The 25,820-nt window shown below is 33.0% G+C and carries 34 protein-coding genes and 3 pseudogenes; 4 read left to right on the plus strand and 33 right to left on the minus strand.

Annotated features, from left to right (window positions below; translation table 11 throughout):
* Window positions 1–90: 90 nt before the first annotated feature.
* The 8 genes and pseudogenes from ACIQYS_RS08250 to ACIQYS_RS08285 form a co-directional block, all read right to left on the minus strand.
* Window positions 91–234: pseudogene (locus tag ACIQYS_RS08250) on the minus strand (GNAT family N-acetyltransferase); the annotation flags it as partial.
* 168 nt (window positions 235–402) lie between these two features.
* Window positions 403–996, minus strand: a complete 594-nt coding sequence (locus ACIQYS_RS08255; protein WP_402977471.1) for a DUF2441 domain-containing protein — start codon at window positions 994–996, stop codon at window positions 403–405.
* 84 nt (window positions 997–1,080) lie between these two features.
* Window positions 1,081–1,215, minus strand: a pseudogene (locus ACIQYS_RS08260) (VOC family protein); the annotation flags it as partial.
* An 82-nt stretch (window positions 1,216–1,297) separates the two neighbouring features.
* On the minus strand, window positions 1,298–1,726 hold the full coding sequence (locus tag ACIQYS_RS08265) for a flavoprotein (protein ID WP_402977475.1): 429 nt from the start codon (window positions 1,724–1,726) through the stop codon (window positions 1,298–1,300).
* Window positions 1,727–1,971: 245 nt separating this feature from the next.
* Complete coding sequence (locus ACIQYS_RS08270; protein WP_402977478.1) at window positions 1,972–2,523, minus strand: GNAT family N-acetyltransferase; 552 nt, start codon at window positions 2,521–2,523, stop codon at window positions 1,972–1,974.
* Window positions 2,524–2,591: 68 nt separating this feature from the next.
* Window positions 2,592–3,146 carry a lysozyme inhibitor LprI family protein gene (locus ACIQYS_RS08275; protein WP_402977481.1) on the minus strand — a complete coding sequence of 185 codons (555 nt, stop codon included), beginning with the start codon at window positions 3,144–3,146 and terminating at the stop codon, window positions 2,592–2,594.
* 80 nt (window positions 3,147–3,226) lie between these two features.
* A complete protein-coding gene (locus ACIQYS_RS08280; RefSeq protein ID WP_402977484.1) occupies window positions 3,227–4,111 on the minus strand; it encodes a S16 family serine protease in 885 nt (294 codons plus the stop codon).
* A 338-nt stretch (window positions 4,112–4,449) separates the two neighbouring features.
* Complete coding sequence (locus tag ACIQYS_RS08285) at window positions 4,450–4,716, minus strand: DUF4652 domain-containing protein (RefSeq protein ID WP_402977487.1); 267 nt, start codon at window positions 4,714–4,716, stop codon at window positions 4,450–4,452.
* Window positions 4,717–4,947: 231 nt separating this feature from the next.
* Here ACIQYS_RS08285 and ACIQYS_RS08290 point away from each other — a divergent pair, with 231 nt between their 5' ends.
* Entirely contained in the window at window positions 4,948–5,301 is a 354-nt protein-coding gene (locus ACIQYS_RS08290) for a YxeA family protein (protein ID WP_402977490.1), read from the plus strand.
* Between the two features lie 196 nt (window positions 5,302–5,497).
* Here the strand turns inward: ACIQYS_RS08290 and ACIQYS_RS08295 are convergent, their stop codons facing one another.
* Entirely contained in the window at window positions 5,498–6,391 is an 894-nt protein-coding gene (locus tag ACIQYS_RS08295) for a LysR family transcriptional regulator (protein WP_402977493.1), read from the minus strand.
* Window positions 6,392–6,520: 129 nt separating this feature from the next.
* Here ACIQYS_RS08295 and ACIQYS_RS08300 point away from each other — a divergent pair, with 129 nt between their 5' ends.
* On the plus strand, window positions 6,521–7,708 hold the full coding sequence (locus ACIQYS_RS08300) for an MFS transporter (RefSeq protein WP_402977496.1): 1,188 nt from the start codon (window positions 6,521–6,523) through the stop codon (window positions 7,706–7,708).
* A 114-nt stretch (window positions 7,709–7,822) separates the two neighbouring features.
* On the opposite strand, the gene ACIQYS_RS08305 is transcribed toward ACIQYS_RS08300, so the two are convergent.
* The 14 genes from ACIQYS_RS08305 to ACIQYS_RS08370 all read right to left on the minus strand — a co-directional run bounded on the left by ACIQYS_RS08305 (window position 7,823) and on the right by ACIQYS_RS08370 (window position 18,197).
* Window positions 7,823–8,386: a D-glycero-alpha-D-manno-heptose-1,7-bisphosphate 7-phosphatase gene (locus tag ACIQYS_RS08305; RefSeq protein WP_402977499.1), complete on the minus strand. Its 564-nt coding sequence runs from the start codon at window positions 8,384–8,386 to the stop codon at window positions 7,823–7,825.
* Between the two features lie 151 nt (window positions 8,387–8,537).
* On the minus strand, window positions 8,538–8,672 hold the full coding sequence (locus ACIQYS_RS08310) for a hypothetical protein (RefSeq protein ID WP_402977502.1): 135 nt from the start codon (window positions 8,670–8,672) through the stop codon (window positions 8,538–8,540).
* Window positions 8,673–8,814: 142 nt separating this feature from the next.
* A complete protein-coding gene (locus tag ACIQYS_RS08315; RefSeq protein WP_402977505.1) occupies window positions 8,815–9,792 on the minus strand; it encodes an HD domain-containing protein in 978 nt (325 codons plus the stop codon).
* A gap of 203 nt (window positions 9,793–9,995) precedes the next feature.
* Window positions 9,996–10,553, minus strand: a complete 558-nt coding sequence (locus tag ACIQYS_RS08320; RefSeq protein ID WP_402977508.1) for an AAA family ATPase — start codon at window positions 10,551–10,553, stop codon at window positions 9,996–9,998.
* A 236-nt stretch (window positions 10,554–10,789) separates the two neighbouring features.
* Complete coding sequence (locus ACIQYS_RS08325; RefSeq protein WP_402977511.1) at window positions 10,790–11,503, minus strand: alpha/beta hydrolase; 714 nt, start codon at window positions 11,501–11,503, stop codon at window positions 10,790–10,792.
* 407 nt (window positions 11,504–11,910) lie between these two features.
* Window positions 11,911–12,426: a hypothetical protein gene (locus ACIQYS_RS08330; RefSeq protein ID WP_402977514.1), complete on the minus strand. Its 516-nt coding sequence runs from the start codon at window positions 12,424–12,426 to the stop codon at window positions 11,911–11,913.
* Between the two features lie 220 nt (window positions 12,427–12,646).
* Window positions 12,647–13,030 carry a VOC family protein gene (locus ACIQYS_RS08335; protein ID WP_402977607.1) on the minus strand — a complete coding sequence of 128 codons (384 nt, stop codon included), beginning with the start codon at window positions 13,028–13,030 and terminating at the stop codon, window positions 12,647–12,649.
* A 201-nt stretch (window positions 13,031–13,231) separates the two neighbouring features.
* Window positions 13,232–13,507 carry an ArsR/SmtB family transcription factor gene (locus tag ACIQYS_RS08340; RefSeq protein WP_402977517.1) on the minus strand — a complete coding sequence of 92 codons (276 nt, stop codon included), beginning with the start codon at window positions 13,505–13,507 and terminating at the stop codon, window positions 13,232–13,234.
* A gap of 221 nt (window positions 13,508–13,728) precedes the next feature.
* Complete coding sequence (locus tag ACIQYS_RS08345; protein ID WP_402977520.1) at window positions 13,729–14,046, minus strand: hypothetical protein; 318 nt, start codon at window positions 14,044–14,046, stop codon at window positions 13,729–13,731.
* A 639-nt stretch (window positions 14,047–14,685) separates the two neighbouring features.
* Complete coding sequence (locus ACIQYS_RS08350; protein ID WP_402977523.1) at window positions 14,686–15,126, minus strand: GNAT family N-acetyltransferase; 441 nt, start codon at window positions 15,124–15,126, stop codon at window positions 14,686–14,688.
* 73 nt (window positions 15,127–15,199) lie between these two features.
* Window positions 15,200–15,847: a sensor histidine kinase gene (locus tag ACIQYS_RS08355; RefSeq protein ID WP_402977527.1), complete on the minus strand. Its 648-nt coding sequence runs from the start codon at window positions 15,845–15,847 to the stop codon at window positions 15,200–15,202.
* On the minus strand, window positions 15,783–16,562 hold the full coding sequence (locus ACIQYS_RS08360; RefSeq protein WP_402977530.1) for an ABC transporter ATP-binding protein: 780 nt from the start codon (window positions 16,560–16,562) through the stop codon (window positions 15,783–15,785). Before ACIQYS_RS08360 ends, ACIQYS_RS08355 begins: the two co-directional genes overlap by 65 nt.
* Window positions 16,563–17,108: 546 nt before the next feature.
* Complete coding sequence (locus tag ACIQYS_RS08365; protein ID WP_402977533.1) at window positions 17,109–17,552, minus strand: NUDIX hydrolase; 444 nt, start codon at window positions 17,550–17,552, stop codon at window positions 17,109–17,111.
* A gap of 102 nt (window positions 17,553–17,654) precedes the next feature.
* On the minus strand, window positions 17,655–18,197 hold the full coding sequence (locus ACIQYS_RS08370) for an RNA polymerase subunit sigma (RefSeq protein ID WP_402977536.1): 543 nt from the start codon (window positions 18,195–18,197) through the stop codon (window positions 17,655–17,657).
* Window positions 18,198–18,597: 400 nt separating this feature from the next.
* Between ACIQYS_RS08370 and ACIQYS_RS08375 the strand changes: the two genes are divergently transcribed.
* On the plus strand, window positions 18,598–19,446 hold the full coding sequence (locus ACIQYS_RS08375) for a methyl-accepting chemotaxis protein (RefSeq protein WP_402977539.1): 849 nt from the start codon (window positions 18,598–18,600) through the stop codon (window positions 19,444–19,446).
* Between the two features lie 270 nt (window positions 19,447–19,716).
* Here the strand turns inward: ACIQYS_RS08375 and ACIQYS_RS08380 are convergent, their stop codons facing one another.
* The 7 genes from ACIQYS_RS08380 to ACIQYS_RS08410 form a co-directional block, all read right to left on the minus strand.
* Complete coding sequence (locus ACIQYS_RS08380) at window positions 19,717–20,151, minus strand: NUDIX hydrolase (RefSeq protein ID WP_402977542.1); 435 nt, start codon at window positions 20,149–20,151, stop codon at window positions 19,717–19,719.
* 103 nt (window positions 20,152–20,254) lie between these two features.
* Window positions 20,255–20,653 (minus strand): VOC family protein, encoded by a 399-nt coding sequence (locus ACIQYS_RS08385; protein ID WP_402977545.1) that lies wholly within the window; start codon window positions 20,651–20,653, stop codon window positions 20,255–20,257.
* A 41-nt stretch (window positions 20,654–20,694) separates the two neighbouring features.
* Window positions 20,695–21,261 carry a signal peptidase I gene (lepB, locus tag ACIQYS_RS08390; RefSeq protein WP_402977548.1) on the minus strand — a complete coding sequence of 189 codons (567 nt, stop codon included), beginning with the start codon at window positions 21,259–21,261 and terminating at the stop codon, window positions 20,695–20,697.
* A 289-nt stretch (window positions 21,262–21,550) separates the two neighbouring features.
* Window positions 21,551–21,760 (minus strand): hypothetical protein, encoded by a 210-nt coding sequence (locus tag ACIQYS_RS08395; RefSeq protein ID WP_402977551.1) that lies wholly within the window; start codon window positions 21,758–21,760, stop codon window positions 21,551–21,553.
* Between the two features lie 181 nt (window positions 21,761–21,941).
* A complete protein-coding gene (locus ACIQYS_RS08400; protein WP_402977554.1) occupies window positions 21,942–22,469 on the minus strand; it encodes an AAA family ATPase in 528 nt (175 codons plus the stop codon).
* A gap of 277 nt (window positions 22,470–22,746) precedes the next feature.
* Window positions 22,747–23,091, minus strand: coding sequence for an HIT family protein (locus tag ACIQYS_RS08405; protein ID WP_402977557.1), 345 nt, complete (start codon window positions 23,089–23,091; stop codon window positions 22,747–22,749).
* Window positions 23,092–23,213: 122 nt separating this feature from the next.
* Window positions 23,214–23,624 (minus strand): hypothetical protein, encoded by a 411-nt coding sequence (locus ACIQYS_RS08410; protein WP_402977560.1) that lies wholly within the window; start codon window positions 23,622–23,624, stop codon window positions 23,214–23,216.
* A 168-nt stretch (window positions 23,625–23,792) separates the two neighbouring features.
* Here ACIQYS_RS08410 and ACIQYS_RS22425 point away from each other — a divergent pair.
* Window positions 23,793–24,001: pseudogene (locus ACIQYS_RS22425) on the plus strand (IS110 family transposase); the annotation flags it as partial.
* A gap of 17 nt (window positions 24,002–24,018) precedes the next feature.
* On the opposite strand, the gene ACIQYS_RS08420 reads toward ACIQYS_RS22425, so the two are convergent.
* The 3 genes from ACIQYS_RS08420 to ACIQYS_RS08430 all read right to left on the minus strand — a co-directional run bounded on the left by ACIQYS_RS08420 (window position 24,019) and on the right by ACIQYS_RS08430 (window position 25,809).
* Window positions 24,019–24,855 (minus strand): hypothetical protein, encoded by an 837-nt coding sequence (locus tag ACIQYS_RS08420; RefSeq protein WP_402977563.1) that lies wholly within the window; start codon window positions 24,853–24,855, stop codon window positions 24,019–24,021.
* A gap of 103 nt (window positions 24,856–24,958) precedes the next feature.
* Window positions 24,959–25,153: a hypothetical protein gene (locus tag ACIQYS_RS08425; RefSeq protein ID WP_402977565.1), complete on the minus strand. Its 195-nt coding sequence runs from the start codon at window positions 25,151–25,153 to the stop codon at window positions 24,959–24,961.
* Between the two features lie 119 nt (window positions 25,154–25,272).
* Window positions 25,273–25,809, minus strand: coding sequence for a nucleotidyltransferase domain-containing protein (locus tag ACIQYS_RS08430; protein WP_402977568.1), 537 nt, complete (start codon window positions 25,807–25,809; stop codon window positions 25,273–25,275).
* Window positions 25,810–25,820 lie beyond the last annotated feature (11 nt).

A 25,820-nucleotide genomic window follows, 5' to 3' on the forward strand; every position in this document is an offset into this window, starting at 1 on the left:
GCATCGATTAGTTGAATAAATCTCATTCTATTTGTTTCGGTCTTAAAAAAAGTGATTTATCTATAACTTTAGATAAATCCATAGTCGGCCACCTCGTTTTTGGGGGTCTAAGAACTCAGCTAAATCTTCTTTATCTGACTCCATATCGTAAAAAGAATATTCAGCATCATAGTGCCAATTAAATGCAATTTCTTCCGCTTGTTCTTGTGTCATAATTTTAAACTGATATCCCATAATTATCCTCCTTGTATCACTATTACAATATCATCCATCCATTTACCTTGTTTAACTAACCTACTGCTTGCCTTATACCTCACGTTCTTAAGTAAAAAAACCAGTGAGTGGAAGAAGTATTGTATCTGAATCTCTGTAAAAAAACTATCTTTACTAACAAATTTGATTTTAAGAAGTGAAATCATCAATAACTTCAACCACTTCTATTTTCCCGTCAATTAAGAGTTCAGGAAGTTCGTTATTCATATTACCCTGCCAATATTCTCTAGCTTGTTCAATTTTTCGAGAGAATGGGACCCCATCTTCCTTTGGTAAAAGGTTTCCATCCCCCTCAAAAGAATTTCCAATAACTCGAAGTTTAACAATCTGCAATACCTTCCGATTATATGAATCAAATAATTCTTTCCATTTCAATATGTCTTCATAGTTTTTTGTAGCGTATAAACAAGACATTCTTGAAGGATATTCTGGATATTCTTGTAGTCTGACCATTTCTACTATCACTTCTCTGATAGCTCTTATTGTTTGGTCTGCATACTTAATAGCTATATCGGCATTTTCTTTATCCAAGTACAATCCTTCATTTGAATAATGTTCTTGTATGATTCGAAAAAAGTCTTCTCCTTTCGAATTCAATTGTTCTCTTTCAAAAAAGAAGCTATATAAAGTATTCCTTTGGTACTTGTCAAAGCTAATTATTTGACCCAGACTCATTTTTTTCCTTGTAACAATATGATATACATACAGCCCATTCTCTTTCATAGTCCATCTCCTATCCTTCTTCACCCAAATTAATTCGTACCAATATAAAGGGGGATCTTCTTAAACTAACCTGAACCGTTACTTTAGCTTCATTACAGCAGCTTCTTCAATGTAAAGTAGTTTTAAACCAAGTATTTCTTCATACCAATTTGCAGATAATTCAGGGTCTTTTACTGGAATAAAAACTCCTTCTATCTCCATCAAAAGTGGTTTGTTCATTTCTTTTAACTCCTTCAAAAAATATAAATATATTTAAATTCGATTTAATCAAATAAAATCCTTCAATGGAGTTTATATTTAACTAAATGCCGTGTTGGTTGAATAACACGCTGTTTGTACTAACATAAGGAATTCCAGCTTCTATTAAACTTCTAACTAATTTCCAATCGTTCATGCTATTTTTTTTGAACGTCTGAAAGAACAAATTTGCTGTTTCTAAGCTCTTCCCTTGAATAACCAAAGTAGCTGATAAAATAGCCATAGTCTCAGTTTCTCTTAAAGGAAGAATTGAAATTACATTTATATTCCATTGAGCATTATTTTCTTTGGCAAATTTAAAACCTTGTTCCCATCCATCCAATGATTCTTCATAACCAAAGTCAACTATCTCTCCATCTGTTATTTCTCTTGCTTCATAATCTGTTGATATTAAGTTTTTCAAGTCCGTTAAAGATGAATCTCTCCAAACATCTAAATAAGCATCTAAAAACATTGAAAATGAGCTTTGCATTAAAAAACCTCCTTAAATATGTTTGTAGTTACAATTCTATATAAGAAGAAATATTCCTTTTAATATGCGAATAGAATGTTGGTGCTTCTTTAATTTTCTCCTTTATTATATTAAAATGTACTTTTGGTACTATAATCATTTCGTTATACCTCCATCATGATCTAGACATAAAAATAGACCATCGAAATGATGATCCTGTTTAACTAAAGCCCCGAAAGTGCAATAAAAAGGTTGCTTTAGATTAATTAATTCCGGGTTTTTTCCCATTCTTCTCGTAACATTCCCATTTTAATCGCATCAAAATACTCACCGTCTACTGTTCTAGCATTTCTTATTCGTGCTTCCTCTTTCATTCCAATTCTTTCTGCAACCTTCACCATTCTTATATTTCCTGACCATGTTGACATACCTAATCTATGTAAATTAGTAGACGTAAAAAGAAAATCAATCCATAGTTTATAGGCTTCGGAACCATACCCGCCGTTCCAGTATTTTTTATCATAAATAACAATACCCGTTTCAAGCCAGTTCGTATTTTTATCTACCCAATACGAACCAACATTTCCAACGGCTTTTCCATCGCATTTTATCATTAGCGAAGCAGGTACATTTGGAATAATTTCTTGTTCCCATTGTTTTCGGTATTCTTCTTTGCTTATTGTACTTTCAGGAATATAAGGTCCGTTCCACTTCTTTGCTTCTTGTTCCTTTTCTTCATATTTCCAGAAGTATAATTCATCAATATCTTCTTCGGTTGACTCTTTTAACACAACTTTATTTCCTATTATTTCAACCATAAAAAATTCACTCTTCCCTATTTTTATTATTCAAAAAAACATCTCATTTATGAGTTGTCTGTTGAAAATTACTTCATATAATTTTCAACTAATTCAAAGCATCTTTCTTCTGTAAGACTTGACAGTACAGCCACATATTCCAAGTGTTCCAGTGTGCCGCCTTTAAATTTTAGCGAAGCTTCCAATGCACTATCATCTCTATATTTTATCCAATTCCGTTGTTCTTCTCTTAACTGATCCATCTCTTGTGGTGGCAGTTGCTCCTTTAAAACTCCATAAATTTCATTCAACAATTCATCCCAAATTTCCCATCTATCGTTTTCCACTTTTTTCAAAGCGAATGTCGATGAATCTGTTGCTTCCAATTTTTCGGATTCGTTTTTAGTATCATTAAGTTTTTTGAGATACTCCCCCTTAAGATTCACTTCAGTATTTTTTGTATTGTTATTGTCTTTTTTTGAAGCATTTTTGATTGAATCTTCATTTGTGTTTTGAGTTGAGTTATTATTTTGTGACCGATTGTCCAACGTAGCACTTGACTCATCAGACGAGTTTCCACAAGCAGCCAATATAACTAATACTACAGTTAACATTGCCATTAAGAATTTTCTATTATGTTTCATGTTAAAGCCCCCCTTTGTAAATCATCCCAAAACCTCGACCACCCCCTTCTTCAATTTGATAGTATTCTTGATGTTTATAATTAAGGTTTTTCATTTAAGTCGTGTATTAATTGAATAGCTTCATCGATATGTGACACATCAAAAATTTTCACGTTTGCCTTTATTTCTTTTTGTATTGTTGCTACTTCTTCTGCATTTTCACTTGGGATAATCATAAATGGAATACCTGTTTTTTCAGTAATTTGTATTTTTTCTTTCATTATTCCAACACTAAATACATCACCATGTTCATTTATCGAACCAGTAACCGCTATAGGTAATTGATTTTGGAAATCACCTTGTTTGAATCGACCACTTAAAGCCAGACTAAGCCCTGCACTATCTCCTCCGATATTGGGACGACTAAGGAAAGACTTAAGCCATTTATCTTTGTGCCCTAAATACAAAGCCACATTCTCCTCCGTCTCTTCTAGTGAATGTTCTTTTCGAAGATGTAGCCACTTTAATATTTGTCTAGTCTTCACACCATATACTGTTTTATTATTCACTTCAGTTACGGATAGTACATCTACATGTTGATTGGTCAAAAGTTCTTCTACCGCCTGTTTATTTTTTCCATCTTCTATATTAAATTGATCTACCCCTATTGAATAAATTCCAGAACCTTCTAATGCCTCAGTTGGTTCCATATATCCGTAAGCAAGATGAGATGGTGATGTGTAGTATCCTATCAATGGAAACTCATAGCAAAATACTACAAAAATGATGGAAGTTGCAATTGCAATTTTCCTATTAAGTACATGCTTTTTTCGAAACACTACAAATATAATCAACAAGGTAATCAAACTAATAAACAGTATCAATAAAAATAGAAATTCATCGATGACATCTTGAATATATAAAATTAGTAATAGAAGATAAAAAAGAATAGATAAAATAACAGTAACAATACTTGATTTATTCATGTTGTAACCATGCCCCCTTATTGTCTGTTTATGTATTCTTCTTCAACTCACTTTCCTTACTTAAATACGTTTGGATCGAAAATAAGTTCCATTTTTTAGATAAATTTTCCTTTTAAAATTATTCAAAATCTATCTCGCCTATTGAACTTAACTGTTGGTTAGTTTACGTGAAACGTTTCACAAAAGATCCCTGATATCTAATAGATGTTTAAGATAAAAAACTAGACCCTCAAAATGAGGTCTAGTTTAACTAGTCGTGTAGAAGGGATCCACTTTTTCTGTCTAAACAATCCCTCTAAATGGAGCGAACAAAAGATCTATCCTATCTAGTATTCTAATTATTTAACAGGATATTTATCCTTTAATTTTTCTTCTATTGTTGACAGTTCTAAAGTTCGGGTTTCCATATAACCTTTGTTCATTTCGTCATCTTCATAGACATGTACTTCATAAGCTAGTTGATTACCTTCTATTGAAAAATCAGCTATTTCTTCCTTAACAGGGAATTCAAGAATCGGAGTGAGCTCAAGTGTATTTAAATTTAGGTGATACAGATTTCCTCCACGAGTTACCGTACCGTAAGTTTGAAGCAGATAAGTACACACTATTATATATTTCTTGAAACTGACGAGACGCAATTTTTGCTGCACATGTAATTAATAGATGTAAATGCAAGTCTTACAGTTGTACGATAAAAGGCAGAATTTATTCCGAACTTACGTAGAAGGTGACAATTTCGTCACTTTTCTGTTTAATATGTAACCATAATCGAAGGCTACTATTTTCTATTTCTTATAAAATGTATAAAAAGGAGAAAATAAGGAGGAACTTTAGAAATGAAAGCATTAAAGATAACAATTGGAACCTTGATTGTTGCAGTAATAATAATATTGTGTTTCTCTCTCTTAGTTAAAAACGAGCTCGCAGACATGTTAAACCCTTTTATTCTTCAAAAGGATGTTTTCGTAAAGATTGATGAAACTGGAAAAAAGGTTGATCCAAAAACATACGAGTATGCCTTAGAAGGAATTAATGAAGATGGAAAGAAAATAAAGATTGTTTTCACAGCCAGTAAACAATTACGTGAGGGGGCATACTTAAAAATTGATACAAAAAGAACTTATGTGAAATCTTGGGAAGAAGTGCAGCAGAGTGATCTGCCCTCCGTTGTTCGTGATAAGATCGAATAAAACTTATGCACCAGAAAATCTCGTAAAGTAAGTAAATCTAACAACAGCTCAAAAACTGAGCTGTTGTTTTGAGGGTGTTCATTTTTTCAAGTGCCTCCACTTCTCTTGTTCTCCCTCCATCTATTATAAATAAAGCTCTCTCAGTTCGTTTCATTTCTTTCGCTATTTCGATAATCACAAAACCTTTTCCCTAAAATTAATCAAAATATGCTGCCAGCTTTTGAATGAGTGGGCTTTTCTTTAAATCTTGATGATAAATTAAGCTATAAGAGAGTGGCATTTGGAATGGGTATCCGATTAACTTAATCGCCTTAATCCGTCCATCTAAAATATATGGATCCTCCTCAACCATCAAATTAGAAAGAATACTGACCCCTAACCCAGCCATAACTGATTTTTTTATCACTTCCGAATTATAGGATTGAAAGAGAATCGTCTGTTCACTCGATTTTGCTGAAAAATTACGTATTAAATTCGGATAAAAATGTTCTCCGTACAAAATGAAAGGCTCCTCTAATACTTCTTCTAGCGTAATTTCTGAATGTAGGGCAAATCGTGAACTAGCCGAAACGAGTAAATAATATTGACTCGTCACCTGTAAGTTATGGAAAAATAAGGACGAGCTAAAATGACCCAAATCATGCGTCAATGCGATAAAGCCTATACCTGCTTTTTTCTGTTGAATTGCCTCTATTACTTTGTTATTTTCCAGTTCCAAAATATGATATTTCACGAGTGGATAATCTTTTTTGAACGTCGCTAACGTCTCTGGTAATAATGTCATAAAAAGACTTGGGATTGTGGCGATTATGACTTCTCCGGCAAATTGTGAAGTGCGAGATTCGATTTCTAGTTTAATTTCATGCGTTTTTTGATAAATCTCCATAAGCTTTGGTAAAAGCCATAGTCCATCTTCAGTTGGAATAGTACCATGCCGTGAACGGTGAAATAGAACGACATTCAATTCCTTCTCTAGTGCTGTAATAGATTGACTGATAGCGGATTGTGTGACGAATAGTTGTTGGGAAGCAATAGTAATAGATTGAAATTCTATAATGGCCTTAACATACTTTAATTGTTCGAAATTCATTGAGTCTCTCCTTATTAGAAAATCTAATGTAAAGCATAATATTTATTAATTATACATTAATAAAACTTAGGCATATAATAACAACTGCATTATGATTCAAGAAAGAGCTTGGAAAGGACTGTTTTGATTTTGAATACATCAAGCATATGGAGCAAAAATTACGTCTACTTATGTGGGAGTAATTTTTTAATTGGTCTTATGTTTTACATGCTTGCTACTATTTTACCGTTATATGTACAAGTTGGTTTACATGGTGATGAGCAACAAATGGGGTTAGTCATTACCGTTTATGTTCTTGGAAGTGTGTTCGCTCGTATTTTTTCAGGATATTTTGTCGATCGATTCGGCAAGAAAAAGATGGGGCTTATCGGATTCTCAGTTTTCTTAATCGCCAGTGTTAGTTATTTTGGTGTAAAGGATGGGCTATTGTTATTTTTAGTCGTCCGATTTATACATGGTATGAGCTACGCAATTGCTTCTACTGCTACGAATTCAACGGTTATTTCCATTTTGCCTGTTCATCGACAAGGGGAAGGGATTGGCTATTTTAGTATGTTCCTTAATCTTGCGATGGTTATTGGTCCATCACTTGGCTTATTTTTATGGAAGAGCGAAAATATATATACTATTTTAATAGCAGTCTCTATTTTTTCTGCATTGGCATTATTTTTCATGTGGCGTATACAAACTCAGGAATCGACACAAGTAACACCACAAGAAAAACGTCCATTAACTTGGCGAGATATTATTGAAGTTAAAGCGATCCCCATTTCAATTGTCTCTTTTTGCTTGTTTTTTTCCTATAGCGCATTATCGGGATTTTTAGCTTCTTACACAAATGAGCTCCATTTGCCCGCCGTGGCAGGAATATTTTTTATTTTATATGCCGTGATGATTGTAGGGTTTCGTCCATTTGTTGCGAAGTTGTTGGATCGCTTTCCAGATCACTATTTCTTTTATCCTTCGATTATTCTGTTCGGTGCGGGGATGCTATTATTAAGTCAAGCCTACCAAGCATGGATGATTCTTGTAGCTGGAATGATGATGGGATTTAGTTACGGGATTTTAAATCCTTGCCTTCAAAATATTGTTATTAAGCAAGTGTCTATTGCACGTAGTGGTGCAGCAACAGCGACTTTTTTCTTGTTGGGCGACCTTGGATACGGTGTAGGCTCTTATTGTCTTGGGTTATTCGCTTCTCTTAGCAATTATCGTACGATGTACATTGGGTCGGCAATTGTAGCTTTCCTTGCTATTATTATTTATTGGATCTTCCATCATCGAACTGCAGCGAAAAAATCGGTTCATGCCTTGTAAAAGTGTAACATTTCACACTGGATCGTCGAAATCTACGTGATGTTTTGGACGTTAAACAAGACCATCGAAGTGATGATCTTGTTTAACTGAAGCACCAGTTAGTTTAACAAGCATTCATTCTTTGTTTTTGTTTAAATCATTTGAAATCCAGCTTACTGCATTTACTAGATTATCCGCAATATAATCAGGCTCAACTTCTTGCCATTCATACCGATACTTAGTAAGTGAACCTTCTCCCCATCCTGTTTTTACTAATACCTTTTTCGCTCCTGCTTTGTTTGCAGCTAGCATATCAGAACCACCAGTATCACCCACAACATAACATTCTTCAAGGTTCAAATTATGCATTTCTTTTGCTTTTAATAATAATCCTATATTTGGCTTTTGGCATTCACATCCGTTATCAGGATTATGTGGACAGTAGTAAATACCATCTAGAAAAGCGGAATGAGTCGCTAGTTCTTCCTCCATCATCTTAAATCCCATTAACAACTCATCTTCTGTAAAATATCCTCTTCCTACTCTAGTTTGGTTTGTAAAAAGAAATACCTTTACTCCTAGTTCATTGAGCGATTTTATAGCTTTAGGAGCAAAATCATACATTGAAAAATCAAGTGGATGCATTCCTCCACCAGTACCTCCAATCGTTCCATCCCTGTCTAGAAACACAGCTTTCATCCTGACACTTCCTCCTATTTGCTATTTATAAATTAATAATGTGGTTCCTATCACTTCGCATTCAATTCAAACATGTAAAATATAATAAAAATTAAATGGTTAAAGAGCCTCTTGAGCGATTTGGTAGGCTTTAATCTTTATATTGCTTCTTTCATTTAGGTGCTGTTGTTTCACTAATAACTGATAATGCAGCCTTGTTATTAGGTTCATTCTTAAGAATTTCATTAGCAATTTTGAATGCTTCTTCGTCCCCTAGTAATTTATCTGGAATCATGTTCTTCTTCACGTAATAGATGGCTTATAAATCCATACGTAGCAACATATTAACTATGATAGTAATATTCCATTTATAGGTAAGCAAATCCTTTTAAAAAATGTTTTTTTACTTTCACTAAACCACTTCCGGTTGAATAAGAATGGGTCATAATTTAGTTAGAAATAATCTTTACACACATCCCTCGTATGGCTTTTTCATTTGCTACATTTCCCATACTCCTTACTTTTTCCGATAAAATAGATGCTTTGACTAATTCATTACGACAAAAGATTGAAGGGTCAATTAGACGGATTTTGTTTTTACGATGTAAATCGTAATGTATTCTATCCTCTATTACATGCACGTTCTGATGAAGCTGATTTAAAAGACATTGTATTTCATTATCTTTTGATGATTTTATCTTGTAGATTACTTCTTCGTCTTCACCAAGGAAATCATCCAGACTGATAATTTTTTTAGCTAAAGATATTTTTAATGTTTTAGCTAAAATATCGTTACCATAAATATTTAAAGGATCCATAAAGAAATCGATAACCTCTTGATAATAGGTTTTAACAAACCATTCGCCTATTTCAATGCTTTGAAGATACATTTTACCACCAATTACTATTAAGTTGCTTAAAAATTCCTGAACTTCTTCAATTGAAATCTGTCCATATTCAAACATATCCCTTAAAGTATAATCTACTCTATCTGCACATAACTCAGGTGCTGACTGTTCAAGTAATGTCCATTTTGAATAGTCGAATAAAATATCTTTATAATTATACTCATATTTGCCAAGGATAATTGGAATCTCAGAGTCTCTGATTACACTTCTATATATTTTCTCGTGATAGTCCTCATCCTGATTATCAAAAACAAAGTCAACCACATGAGAGAATGCAGTGTGTGAGACATCATGTAATAATCCTGCAATCTGTTCCTCTACTGAACCACCTAGTTTTTTAATTAAAAGCATTACTCCGATTGAGTGTTCAAACCGAGTAACATTCCATTTCTCATTAACTAAATAACTTGCTCCACCTTGATGAACACCCTTTAACCTTTGCACTGGTTTACTTAATATTAATTCTTCTAATACTTTGTCTACCTCGAATTCTCCGTAAATTTCATCTGATAAAATCAATCTATGTCCCCCTTAGTGTTAGTCTACATGCTAACCACCTGTTGTACATACTTGCTGGGTACTCTAAACGAGAAGGTACCTACACGGTTTTTGTTGAACTATACTGCACCATTAGTTTAAGTGGAATATTTCAAAATAGATCGCTGAAATCAACTTGATGTTCTGTACATAAAAATCGTTAGTTAAACAACATACCCAGAAGATTATAAATTAAATCTTTCTGAAATTTTTTTAGCTACTTCTACCGAACTTAAATTAGAATTATTTATTTTTATGTAGTTTTCTTTTTGTATTTCACCTTTGCAGGAGTTTAATCTGTATTTTTTCATTGTCTCTTTTAATTCATTTTCAGACCACTCAATGTTTCTTTTTGTAGGCTTGTGTTCAAGCCTGTGTGGACTTTTATTGCGTTCCAGTCTCTTATTGATATCAGCTTCTAATTCAACAAAATAGATACTTGCACCTTTGGATTCAAAAATTTCACATACCTTATCTACATAGTCCCAATCCTCTTGTTGGTCAAATGCCCATACATATGTAAATATCAAACCTTCCTTTTCACTTTTAGCTACTGCCTTAAATATTTCCGTCCGAAATTGGTTTGATAATTTCCACATTTCTGGGCTAAATCCGAAAAAAGGTTCAAGTAATTCAATGGTCATATGGTTGTGAAACAGTTTTAATCCAGTTATCTTTTCTAGTTCCTGCCCAACTGTCATTTTACCAACTGCTTGGGGACCAAATATTAGTACAAATTTCATAGACTTCCTCCATAAGATTTTAATTATTCTACTCTGATTCGTTTTTTTCCTGCACAAAGTTTGATGCGACCAATAATATAATTCCGATTACAATTAAGGGTATAGAAAATGTTGCATATGGTTCAGGAGTATCCACTATCATTTCTTATTCTTCTATAACCCTATTCAACTAAGTTGTCCTGTTAGTTGAAGAAGAGATATATTTATGATGAAAACTTTTTAGAAGAATCAATGACTTAGAATTTGTCTTCTAACCATTGTTTTAAGTTTATAAGCATTTCGTCTGTAAAAGAGTGGTTAACATCTTTGTATACATTAAAAACTACGTCATAGTTAGCATCGCATTCAGTTAAAAAGTTAAAATAATCCTTCTGACCTTCAATCGAAACAATAGTATCTTGTTCACCATGCATCAATAATATAGGAGTATAACTTATACTTTTACCTATTGGATTATAAGCCTTTAATTCATTTAACTCTTCACCCGTCAAATCTGGACGTTGATCGTTTTCTCTAAAAATTTTTTCCGATAAAAGAAATGAACCAGAACCATTAATATTTATTAAACCAGCAAAATTATTACCATTAGCATAGATTCCACTTGCGATAAACCCTCCCATCGAAACACCCATAAGAATGACTTCTTTTTCCGAAACCCCTAATTCTTCAAAAAAGAGTGTAGAGTCATCAATACTTTTAAAAATTGTCTTCCAGAAGTATTCTTGAGTAACTTCTTTCAGAAAATGATTTTCTAATTTATTTCTAGTATCATGATATATTATCTCTGGAATTATGACCCTGAAACCTAAAGATGAAAAATACTCAGCCAGTTCAACATAATTATTAACACTCGAACCCCATCCATGAAAGATGATAATTGTTTTCTCTCTACTTGATTGACCCTGATTATATATGTGATTTACAAAGGATTTTGATACTATTTCTTTCATTTTATCTCTTTCCCCATTCTTTCATATTCTATTTACTCGTTTTCAAAATTAATTTTTAGAAGTATAGATTAAATTCTTGTTCAACTAAACTGTTGAGTTATTTTAAGTTTAACATTTTACACTATATCGCCGAAATCTTCTTAATGTTCTAGACGTAAAAATAAACCATCGAAATGATGGTCATGTTTAGCTAAATTATCCGTTAGTTAAAGAAAAAAGCTCCTGTAATTCCTATAACTTAATTATAGAATGATACAGAAGTTTATCTTCATTGGTATTTTTTCCTCGTATTTATACATTTCTAGATATCTACTAAACAAACTATTTAAAAAGGAAGAAATACACGTTTTCTTTCAATAGGTCATAGTTTTCAATTCTATTCCAAACACAACAATACAGCAGGAGGATTATTTATAGATTAATATACCCCCATAATCGTCTTCTGTAACATAAATTGGAGTAGTTTCTGAATCCTCTACAGGTATTTCTAATTCTACTTCTTCATCAATAGTTCCATTTGAAGGTTGTGTAGTATTTGTTTTTTCCGTGATTCCTTCTTTTAAGGAAAGTTCCTGCATTTTTAATAAAGCAAGTTTAGCTTTTGAAGGAGTTTCATATTTGAAGGCATCCGATTTCTTTACAAATAATCCTCCGCCCAAACCATAATAACCCACATCTTTACCTTTATAGCTATATACTCGGTATTCATCACCTTTTTTCAAGGATCTTGGACTTTGCTTAAATGTACCTTCATTCATTTGATAAGTCGGTGCAGTACTCAATACTGTGATCTTCCCAATTTGCCCTATTTTTAATTCTGTCTTTCCCCACATTACCTTCGTTGGTGTTGCTTCAGCTATTGTTATTGTGGACATTAGGAATATAGGCACAATTAATACAGACAACAAGAATTGTTTTTTCAAGATGTATATCCCCAATCAAATTTTATCTATTTATATATCGGTAAAATCTTTTGATTCATAACGTAAAAAAATCATCTCCGAATAGTTCAAAGATGACTATCATATTGATAATTAAATTAATCTTCCACGTTTTGGGACCACTACAACCCCAAATTATTTATATTTAAACATTAACACGTTAAACCCCGTTCTAAAAATTAGGACAGGGTTATACATAAAGTTACTTCTGTATTATCTGAATAAGGTTTCCACATGTATCGTCGAAGACAGCTAATGTGACTTCGCCCATTTTTGTAGGCTCCATAGTAAACTTCACGCCGTGTTTCAATAACCTATCGTACTCTTTGCGAACATCCTCAACACCAAACATTGTTACAGGTATGCCTTCTTCATATAGCTTCTTTTGAAACTCTCTGGCTGCCGGATGATTATTTGGTTCAAGCAAAAGCTCAGTACCTTCTTGTTCCCCTGGTGAAACAAGCGTAATCCATCTAAATTCTCCGGTGGGAACGTCATGCTTTTTTACAAAGCCCAGCGTTTCTGAATAAAACTCAAGTGCCTTGTCTTGATCTTGTACGAATATACTAGTAACAATAATTTTCATCATATTGTTTTCCTCCTTTGATATTTGCGATGTATCGTGCTGCGCTAACAATCTGACTGCAAAAAACACATATTCCTCTGAAATGCTGCTCCGATAATGCCTTTTTTACTGAACCATTCAAAACACACTCATTGACTTCATCCACTTTTTGTTCCCTTACTTTACATCTGCGGGATAATTTGTTTCATGGTTTCTACAAAATTACTCTATCCATCCATTCAGCAAGTTTTTAAGTGGTTCATTGTTGAAGATGAGTACTCGATATTTTCCCTTTCGCATTGATTTTACAAGCCCTGCATCCTCCAATACAGAAATATGTTTAGCTATCCCTTGTCGCGAAATAGTGAGGTTGTGCTTCATAATGAGACGTGCCGATAATTCATACAACGTCATCTCGTTGCGTTCGGATAGTTCGTCTAATATCAGCCGCCGAGTCGAGTCACTGAGTGCTTTGAATATAGCGTCTTTGTCCCACATGCATCAATTATAAGCAACCATACAGTTGCTTGTCAAAGGAACTGTAGCATCATAAGGAATCAATAAGCTTTTTAATTTCTCTTTCTCTTGTTAATATGACAGGTATCCGATCTTATAGTTGGTATAAATCCTTATTCATACTTTGGATTATAATGAATAGTAGAAGGTTATTGGGATTATTTGTAATTTACTAACTTTACCCCTAATAGAAAAATTAAAGCTTAGAATGGATTTTCCCCTTTAATAAAAGGGATAAAAACTATATAATTTGAACCAATAAAAATAAGCCAAAAAAGTACCGATGAAAGTCGCTGTTTAAAGAGAATACTTTCCTTAGAAATACACAAACCAACAATCAGCGAGTAAAAGACGAGTAAAATATAAGAAACTCCAAACCAGTTTACCCATATGTTTCCGGTAAATTGAATTCCAAAGTTCTTGTAAATAGGTCTTAAAATATTTACTGTTAAAAGAAAACCAATTGATAAAATTACAATTATTTCTATCAATCTAAGTATAACTTTTTTCGGTCCATCCAAAGAAATCAACCCCCATTTCGAATATTTCTTATTGATACTTTATTCAACATTTTCAATGGGTATGTCCTTGTTATCTTTGAGACTAGTTTATTGGACTAACCTGATTCTTTAGTTATATAAGAAAAAAGGGTCGTATAAATAATAAAAAGCATTAAAAATGAAACTCTTCGATTTATGGTTCGTATTACAAATATGCCTCACCTAGTGAATTCAACATAACAGCATTGGCAAATGAGGTATGCTTTTCTTGATTCAAATTTTAGCAATAGCAGAATGGAGAGGAAAATACATGCTAGGACCAAATAGTGAATATGCAGCTTATTCTCTAATGTTAAGTATTATAGCTGTTGGTTTAATGCTTTCTTATTACATTTCGTCTTCTTTAAAATCGTTTCATTTCATATTTGATATTGGTCTCATGTTATTAGGAATATCATTTCTTCTATCTTCAAATACCGAAATAAATAGAAAAAAATCTTTTTATCTCCAATTGATATGTGGAACTGTAATTATTGTTTTTTCTTTATTCAATATCTATAAACAACTTTAATTTACAAAAATCAATTAGAGCTTTACTTCCTTCATTAAGTAAAGTGCCGTTTGTTGAGTAAAAGATAAAAATAAAAGTCTAAAATCGAATTACATTGTTTTCCTAAAGGAATAACACCATTTGTCATATTCTAGTTTATCTTCATAAAATCGGTGTGCATCATTTCTTTGTAAACCTGACTCTAAAGCTACATACTCTGCCCCATTTTCATTAGCCCAGTCATGTATGTAATTTAACAACTTCTCTCCATAACCAAATGAACGATGAGACACATCGGTTACTAAATCGTAAATAAAAATATGACGCTTATTATAAAAATTAATTCTCCAACTTAATCCAACTAATGAAACTATTTCATCTTCAATGTACATAGCGAATAGCTTGTAACCATCTCTACTCATATCTTGAAGTAACTCTAAGTACGTTTCTTCTGTTAAATCTGTTCGTAATTGTTTCATAATAGGAAAAGCTTCTAACCACTGCTTCGTATTTGTTAACTCAGAAATAATTTCTAATGTAGAATTCGTCATAATTCATTTCCTCCAATTTTATGTTTCTCTCCAGTTACCATCTACTTGATGTTTCGGGTAAAAAATTTGTCTATCAATCCTCAATTTTCGCAAATAGAAATTGAATGACAAAGCCCTCCTCATATTTAGAATCAACCTCAATTTCAATCTGCAATTCATCGCATAATTTCTTTACTAGATACAACCCTATCCCCGTAGACTGATTTCTATTAGTATTATCTCCTGTAAAACCTTTATCAAAAATGAAAGGAAGATCAGAACTAAGCACTCCGATACCATTATCACATATCCTTATATAATACCGATCTTTCACGCTATCAAAACCAGTTTTTAACCAGATAAAGCTATCCATTTTTACATTAGAGTATTTAACTGCGTTCACAAGTATTTGCGTGAAAATAAACTGGAGCGCTCTTTCATCTGACACAATTGGTACGTCTTCCAGCTGAGATGTTACTTTCACATCTTTTTCATCCAATAATGATTGTAGCTCCAACAGTACATCTTCAAAGCTGTGATTGAGTGAGATTATCTCTAGCTTATAATCAACATGCGCCGCCTGTAATCTTGCATAAAATAGTATTTGTTCTACATGATCATTAATATTAATTTTTGCATGTTCTAGCCTTTGATATACTAATTCGGACATTTCTTCTTTACGATTTTGTAAAACAAAGTTTAATAAAGAAGTCGGCGTTTTTATCTCGCTCATAAAAAGCATTTTGGGTTTCTCCTGGCACTTTCTTTCGAAGCTCATGAAAAATCACACCATCTTGGATAAATAAAATTCTAGAACAATAGCTAGCTGCATTTGCATCATGCGTAACTATCAAAATGGTGGACCCTTCTTCCCGATTGTTAGCATATAATTGATCCATCAAGGTTTTTGCATTTTTTGTATCCAAGGCTCCCGTTGGCTCATCTGCTAATACAATGCTTGGATTTGAAATCAAAGCCCTTGCTGCAGCTACTCTCTGCTTCTGACCTCCTGACATTTGAGACGGAAATTTATTCAAAACACTCTCAATATCAAATTGTTTCACTAATTTTTGAAGTTGTTCCTCTTGCTCTTTAGGATTCACGCCATGTATGGCCAATGGTAGAATGATATTTTCTCGAGCAGTTAAGTTATCGATCAATTCAAATTCTTGGAATAAATATCCGATCTTACTTCCTCTATATTTCGCTAGTTGTGACCCTTTAAATGAAGAGATATTCTTACCCTCTAATAAGATTTTACCTGCTGTTGGCTTTAGCATAGTTGCAATAGAATTAAGCAATGTTGTCTTGCCCGATCCACTTGCTCCCATGATTCCAAGAAATTCTCCTGGAAGAACATCAAAGGAAACACCTCGCAACGCAACAGTTTCACTTTGTCCCTCACCAAATATCTTATGTACTTCTTTGACTTGAAGTAGTTTATCTGAAATATTCATATAATTCCCTCCCACGTAAATTCTCTATAGTAACCATACAATAAAATAATAGTAATTTACTCTTACAGTTGTTGTAAGGTTTGAAAAGAGAAGAATATCTCCTATATTTAATGAGGAACATCATATAAAATTTCTGCAATCTGCTCTTCTACTGAGCAACCTTGTATTGTTATTAACAACAACCTTTTGAGTGTTCAAAATGAGTGATATTCCATACCAAATTAGTTTAAGTGTAACATTTCGCTATGGATTTCTGAGATTTACTTGATGTTTTGGATAAAATAATCCGTTAGTTAAAAACCTTCTTACACTGTAGAAAATCTCTAAGTAAACAAAAAAGCATGTGATGAACGTGGAATGTTCATCACATGCTCTTTTTTTACTGTTTAGATAACTAATAAAAAAGATTCATCCTAAAACTTTTAGTCTACCGAAAATAATAGACTTTTTAATGTCCGCTCTCCTCTTTTTTTACGATTAAGCAGGGGTCTTCTTAAGTATTGTCATTTTTCTTGAAGAAATTAATTTTCATGGTAGTTCAATAATTCATATCAATTTTAATGCTTTATTCACTGCCCAAATTTGATGTTCGTGGAACAAATTCTCTATTGCCTGAACTGGTTCAACCCATATTAGGAAGTTATCTTCTTCTGTTGGTTTACTTACTTGTTTTCCCATTTCACATAAATAAAAATAACCTTCACTAAGGTAATATTTGTATTCATTTGTGGAATAGAAATATCTTTGAGCACATCCTAAAAAACGACCAACCTCAATATCCATTCCCATTTCTTCTAACGCTTCCCTTTTCATACATTCTTCGTGAGTCTCATTATTTTCAATTCCTCCACCAGTAAGAAAATACTTCCTATTAGCTGTTTGAATGATTGCGATTTTATCTTTCTGATTATTAAACATTAAACTATAAACAGCTGGCCTTTTTATGTATTCTATATCTTGTTCTTTTTGACCAAATGTGATAATCTCCATATTTATGTTTCCTCTTCCCTAACTGTTACTTTAAGTACTTATATTCACAAACTCTGTATTTCAAGTTTATTAAATACTCAATAGATTTAACTAATGAAGCTTTTATTGAATTGGCATAAAAGACACTTGCCAAACCCCGTTCACATTTTTAATCATCTGAAAACCATTTGTTCTTTCGCCTAAATCATATTCAATATATCCTTCATAATCACTCGTTTGTACGAATGTTCCTTTATCAATATTTTTGAATTGCTTAATAATTTGTTCCTCAGAACCTCTGTGGGATTCAGGGATTTTTTCATCTTCTTCTTTTGACCATTGAACATATCCTTCTCTGTCTGTATATAATGCATATTCAACATCATATTTTTTATCAAACCCTGCTTTGACATATAACTTCGCAATACTTATTGGTTCTAATTCACTTAGATGTTTTAAATCTAAATCTTTTTGAAAATTGCTATAAACCTCTGCTTCTTTAGCAGACAGTTCAAAAAGGCTTAATTCAGAACTAGAGTCATCGGCAATTACTTTTTCCTCAACAGTCTTATCTTCTAAAACTTTTTGTTCCGTTTTTTCCGCACTACAAGCTGATAATAGGATTGTTCCAAGGACAGCCACTATACAAAGGCACTTATTAATCATTATTCATCTCATCTCCCAATTCATTTATATTGTTTCTTCCACTAACTTGCTGACTTGGTTTAAGTGTAATATTTCACAAAATGAATCGTTTTTGATTACCCTTTTATAGGTCTTTCAACCCTTACATACCGAACAATTTGGTTCAACTAAACTGCTCCATTAGTATTATAAGTTCAACAAAAAGAGCGTTAATCCTTCTAAGATCAAGCCATTTATTCAAGAGAAAAATATTAGGAATAAGACAATCAATTATTACAAAACTTATATACTCCAATTTAATAGGAAATGCCCAACTATAATATTAAAGGAGCACCAAAAAAATACAATTTAGCAGACAATTTTAATTACTAGTGATAAGATAAATTAAAATCCACCATTTAGTAGAAAAAGAAAATAGAAAATGACTAATATTAATACCTTAAATTCGAATTCAGCCATTCATCCAAGTCTACAAAACTATTTAGAAGTCTTACCTATATTCCACTCGATGTTACCAGATTTGTCTATTGGGTTAACAAATACGCAAGAATGGCTTGCTTACCATCCTGGGCGCAAAATAGATGTAGGAGTAAGAGCTGGTACTAAAATCAATACACGCGAACCATTAGCAGATTGTATTAAAAAAAGGATAGTAATGAATGAAGAAGTTCCATCCGAATTCTTTGGAATTCCTTTCACAGGATTAGCTGCACCTATTGTAGATAATGGTCAGGTCATCGGGGCATTAGCCATTCAATTACAAAAACAAAACGAAAAACAACTTAGAACCATTTCAGAGCAGATTGTACAATCACTTGAACAAGCTAATAATAGTGTTGTATCTATTACAGATGGTTCGGAAGGTCTCTCAAAAATAAGTAGCGGATTGTTAGAACAGTCCAATCGGGCTACGGAAGAAGTGAATAATACGGACGAAGTACTTAATTTCATTAAGAGAGTCGCTGATCAAACAAATCTTTTGGGATTAAATGCTGCTATTGAAGCAGCAAGGGCTGGTGATAAAGGTCTTGGCTTTACAGTAGTTGCTAATGAAATAAGAAAACTTTCTTTAGAAACAGTGTCTTCCACAGAAAAAATAAGACAAACATTAACTAATATTAAAAAGTCAATGAATGAAATAACAGCTTCAATACAAGAGGTTGTTATTGTTGGACGTGACCAGGCATCCTCTACTGAAGAAATTTCTAACATCATTACCAAAATTGAATCGATGAGTAAAGAGTTAAACAAGTATGCTTCCGAATTATAAAAATAAAAAACGTATTTAAATAGAACCTCCTGACATAATTTGTTTTATTTTAGTCAGGAGGTTGTTATTTTATAATCAAACAACTGCTAATAGTATGTTTAGCTGTTGTTTTTACGTCAACTTTGTTTAACTAGCCTGCTTCGGTAGTTTAAATGGAGCATTTAACAATGGATTTCTGAGAACTACTTGATGTTTCGGATGATGGTCTTATTTAAAGAAAACACCAGTTGCCTCCATACGCGAAGCACTCATGGGAGTTAAAGAAGAAATCTAAATATTTTTCTTTAATAATTCTTTTAGACCATTGGGATATAGTATCTTCTTTCCATGCAAAATTTCTTCTAAGGAAATCCATTTTGTGAATGTAATTTTACTTCCTTCTACAACTTTAAAACTTTCTTTTTCGTATAGATTTTGGTCAATAAATTCCACCAAGTAAATCTGAGTAATTTCGTGACCTATACTTCCGTCTATTTTAAAGATATTTTCTAAACAGGCAATATAGCGTTTAACCACTATGTCCACTGCTATTTCTTCACTGTATTCTCTTATGATAGTTTCAGTAGACTTCTCACCAAGTTCAATTGTGCCACCAATTGGCCGATAATATGTACCTGTTCCCTTTGAATGCTTACCCTCTTGTTCTTCTAAAAGGATTTTATTATTGTTTATTATTATCCCTAAAGTATTTGCCCTTGGATACACAGAATCCCCCCTTTATATAACCCACAACAAAGATGTTCTAGGCATAAAAATAGACCATCAAAATGATGATCTTGTATAACTAAAGCACCCGTTACTTAAATTCCTATTCAGGAGCCACAAGTTCTACTTTTATTCTATCTGGGTCTTCAAAATAAACGGCATAATGATTATCCCCCCCAGCAAAAGGATGCTTTTTTGGATAAAGAATATTTATACCTTTTTCATGTAATTTGTTTGTCATTTCCTCAACATGTTGGCGTGAGTTTGCGTGGAACGCCAGATGATTAAGTCCTACTCGGCATCTATGATAAGGTACATCTAAAAACCTGTCCTCTGTTTGCACAAAAACAATATATGTATCATCTAATTTCCAACTTCGTCCACTTTTCCACTCTTGAAAAGGAGTGTATCCTAATTCTTCAAGAAACCAACTCCAAAAGTTTACTGTCTTTTTTATATCTGATACATACAATTCTATATGATGAATTAATCCCTTTGACAATAAAAAACCCCCTTCACTTATTTCATTTATAATTCACTTTATCATTTTATTACCTTTAAATTATCTATAGGTAAAAATACGATTTTTGCGGTACCCAATATTTTATCCTTCGAAACAAATCCAACACGAGGGTCTCTGCTATCTGTGCTGTAACGACGATTATCTCCGAGTACAAAAAAGTATCCATCTGGCACAGTTAGTTCACCTAAATATTCGTCTAATGAAAAGTCTTCAGTAAGTGTACCATTGTCTAACAAAGCTTTTTTATATTCCTCTAAGTAGGGTTCTTCGTACAGTTCACCGTTAATAAAAAGTTCATCGTTTTCATAAGCGATTCGGTCACCAGGGATACCAATAATACGTTTGATATAATTAGTATCTTCTTTTGCTTCAAATACAATCACATCAAACCTTTCATACTTCATCAATTTTGGTCCGATTTTATCCACTACTACTCTGTCACCATCTTCAAGTGTGGGCATCATAGAGGCACCATCAACTACAATTGGTGTAAATAGGAAAAATTGAATACCACATACAAATAAAATAGCGATTCCTATTGCTTTTGCCCATTCCAATAATTCACTTTTTTCTTTTACATTTTTCACGTTCAACACACCTCTTTCTCTTTTAAACACATAGAATTTACTTGAACTCATTAAATTAAATTATTCGACATCCCTTTAATAATACCTGCTACTTAAACAAAATGCTGCGTTAGTTTAAGTGTATTTGGCCATAAAAATAGACCACCAAAATGATGGTCTTGTTAAACTTGAATAAGAAAGAGACGCTTATTAAACAATCGCGCCCGATAGATAGTTGAGGATAAGTACTTTCCAATACACTACTCATTTCTACCGGAGTTTATCGATAGATAAAGCAAAATACTTAATTCTAATCTTTCGTTTTGGAGTCATGTTTGTCGTCATCAACGGTACCATCCCCCGAATTATTGTCCAGGGCTCTTCCAGCACTAGCGACAGCAACACTACCAAATGGATCAAGAGCAGAAGCCATGGTATCCCCAGCAAAAGCACCTACATCGGTACCTACCTCCTCGCCAGTATCATAATCGTCCCGTTTGCGTTTGTTGTTTTCAGCCATCTATTTCACTCCCTCGCTTTTTATAGGGAAGTGCTATTAGCAGCACTAGTCCCGTAACATATTTTGTCCAAGAGGGATAAATTTATGAGGAGGGATTAATAAGCATCAGCAAATTTTTTTACCACCCAGCGTTCTACCAGTGTTTTTCAACAATCCGGATCGATTGTTGAACAATAAAAAATCAATATTTGAATGAAGGATTTTCTCTTATATTCAGAAAGATTTCATCTAAATCCGATGGCTGTAAGTAGGTTGTATTATAGAAAAAGCGTTTATCTATTCCTGTAATCTCAAATTCATCCACTAATTCTAAACATCTTACTCCCATTTGATGTTCTTTAATCCTTAAAGCATCTCTTCTCAACAGTTCATCACTATCGACCCATAAAACAACATATATAATTTCAACGTTTTTTTCCTGAGCATAAATCTTTTGAGAAAATTTTTCTACTTCTTCTGGGAAAGCAACATAATCAATGATTACGTTCTTATTTGCCCGTACAAAATTGATACTTAAATCAGCTATATTTTCCCAAACCAACAAGAGTGTTTCTTCGCTTTTCCAAGGTGGAAGATATCCACCAACAACCATATGACTTATTGAATCGCCTTCAATGTAAGCACTATGATCAAACTGTTCTGCAAGACCCTTTGAAGTTGTGGATTTACCTACTCCTGCTGGTCCAGATATAATATAAATTTTATTCATTATTTCCTCCCACTTTTTATATGTAAATTTGTAATACAATGTTAAAAGCTGAAGTTCTTCTTAAACTAAGTTGCGTCATTAATTTAAGTGTAACATTTCATAATGGATTTCTGAGATCTACTTGATTTTTCGAAAAAAAATCGACCATTGAAAATGATTGTCCTGTTTAACTAAATTACCTGTTTGGTCAATAAGATAAGGCCTTTAATGGCAACTCAGGTGCGGATTTTCAATTTTGCACCTGCTTAGATTAAAATGTAATGAATATTATTTCTTATTAATCCCTAATTCGATTTCCATAGTAAACGTGCCAATGCATATGTTTATTACTTTGATATTCACCGATGTTTGTAGATACAGTACAAGCACCAAATTCCTCGTTCATTTTAATTGCAACTTCCTTAATTACATCAAAAATTTCCTTAATAATATCCATTTCATCTTGTTGAACAGTAATAATAGATTGAATATGTTTTTTGGGTATTACAACTATATGTTCTTCATAAAAAGGATGGGTATGATAAAAGGCCAACACATTTTCTGTTTCTATAACTCTTTCAACAGGTGTATGCCCACTTAATACCTCAACACAATAAAAGTCTTCAAATTTGAATGACGCCATAATAATACCTCCCCAAAAATTCATAAACTCATTATATATTCTTTAATTTGTATAATAGTCCTTATTAAACTAACCTGTTAAGTTAAGGAAATAACGATTGCTGTATTCAACATCCGCACCAGTTAGTTTAAGTACATTCTTTCAATATTTATTGATGCACTAGAAGGAGTAATATATTCCTTTTCCCCTACGGAAAAATCAGATTGTTGACGATTTATCTCTGCATAAAGAACAACCTTATTTTCATTAAGGAAAACCAATAAGTAGATATCATCTCTGATATCAATCTTGCTTGGGTCTTTAAAATAAACACCTAATTGTTCCTCTACACTTTCTTGCGTTGTATAAGGTGCAAATAGAAAAGCTTTATCCCAATCGAAATTTGTTAAAGAGTTAATATTTATTTCACTTAAATTTTTGTCTTCTACAATGGAATAAATCGATTCCTCTAATTCCGTATTCTGTTGAATACTACTTTGGTTACACCCCACTAAAAGTAGTAAAGAAAAAATAATAACAGAAATTATCTTCACATTTATCACTCCTTTATCTTTATAACGCAAAAATATTGTGAAAGTTTCAAACTCTTCGTTCTTAAACTAACCTTCCCGTTAGTCTGACTCCAACGACACGGTGCATCACAGACTGTCGCTCCCTTACGGGAAGCACTCATGGGAGATTAATCCTACTCTGGTTAGAAGATTACTGCCTATATCATTACGCCAAAAGGAAAGGAGAGTCAACGTTTTCCACTAAGACTGTATTTCTATTACAGCTTATTGACCGGATTAAGGAACATGATTGTACCCACGTGGCAATGGAGAGTACAGGTGTATTTTGGAAGCCAATAGTTAACTTACTAGAAGCGGAGAATATTGAATTTTTAGTAGCCAATGCTCAACATATGAAAGTTTTTTTCCAAAATGCTTAATTACATTGTCGATACTTCACAAGTGTCAGATGTTCCCACTCTTTATAAAGTTGCTCTTTCGAAAGTATCTTCCAAGGGTTAAACATCGTTTGCCCATGTTTATTGAAATATAATTCTTCCCCTATATAATAAGAAGCATGTTGAATGATAGCATTTTCATCTTTCCAAATTACAATGTCCCCTTGGTGTAATCCTTCACCTAGAAACTTCTCATAGTGATACTGTTTCAATTTTTCAAGAAAGGTTTTTTGATGGATCCATTCATAAATAAACCACTCTTGTTTCCCTTTTGAAATAGCAAACAAAACTGCTGCTAAGCAATTTGCACCTTGGAGGTGACCAAAAGTATTGGTAAATGGTTTTAGAAAACTAGGTAACGACTTTGGTGATTCTTCACATTCTCCATTATCCCACCATTCATAAACCATTGTTGTAAGTATCATTTCTTTAAATGACTCGTCAAGCTTTTCCCACATGGCACGCTGAATGACAACGTGCCCATTCACCACATAACTTGAAGGTATTTTTTCTATCTCATGTATAAATGTAACGGGTATTACAAGCCCTCTTTCACTTTGCACTTGTGAATTTAAAATTAATTGTTTCCCCACTTTAGATATGCTTTCAATCCATTCTTTTTTAGCAATGATTACGTATTGAGCGTTCTTTATATTCCAGTACTCATAACCATTTACATAATTTAATTGTCCATACGTACTGTGGTTATAAAACTCATCTATTGGCATTAATAACACATCTGTAAAGTCAATTTTATTATTAAGATGTTCTTGCGATAGGAAAAATAAATCTTTTTCTGGTACATAACTATCCATCCATGAAATTAAGACTTACATTGTCGGTTTTATTTTCATTATGTATTCCTCCAAGTTAAATTTTAATGCTAATTGTTTGAATAACTCTACTTACAATAACTACTTATGCCTCTCTCAAAACTACCTGCTTATTCCCATTTCTTACATAACAATTTCCCCCTGGTATCAATAAACCGATAAATGAAATAGCGTAACCTTTCTTTGTGTCACTTGAATAAGTGAGTCCTGTTGAACTAAATGACAATATTATTGAAATACAAAAGAGTATGATTGAAATTCCTAAAAAGCCAATTTTCATGCTCTGCCTCCATCAAATACCCTTCCTGCCCCTTTAGGAGAATAAGAAAAAAGAGTTGCCATTGCAACCCTATGATTTTTAACAAAACACCCTGTTAGTTTAAGTACATTATTCACAATCTAACTAAAATCCGATATTATACAGTGCAATATCTTTTTACTTTCTATGTCCTTCAGTCTAGTCGTCCGCCCAATTTGTTCATAGACTTCTTTTTCTTCCAAAAGTTGTTTTGGGTTTAAAACATTTGCTGATATTCCGTGCAACATAAAACTTGGGGATAACAAGGAGTCTGTTCTCCAAATCCATTCAGGTAACCCATTCATTATAAGCTGTCCTTTATCGGAATAGGTTATATAACTAAATGTCACTTCTACATTATTCTTATGGAAATCTGTCTGCCTATTACGAAACTGCTTTCTGACGGATAAGTGTTCATAACCTGCTTCTGCAAGTGCATCTTCTAATCGTTCTCTATTTTGTATCCACGTTACTAAATCAATATCGTCATGTGATCGAGTAATCTTACCAAGTAGAAAATCAATTGCCCATCCGCCACGCAACCAGAATTCTATTTCAAGCTTCTCAGAAATTACACTGATTTCACTCAATATTTTTAATTGTGACTCAGTTTGAGCATTGAAAATTTCCTGTGTCATTTGAAACCTCC

It is taken from the genome of Psychrobacillus sp. NPDC096426 (assembly GCF_044762745.1).
Lineage (GTDB): Bacteria > Bacillota > Bacilli > Bacillales_A > Planococcaceae > Psychrobacillus.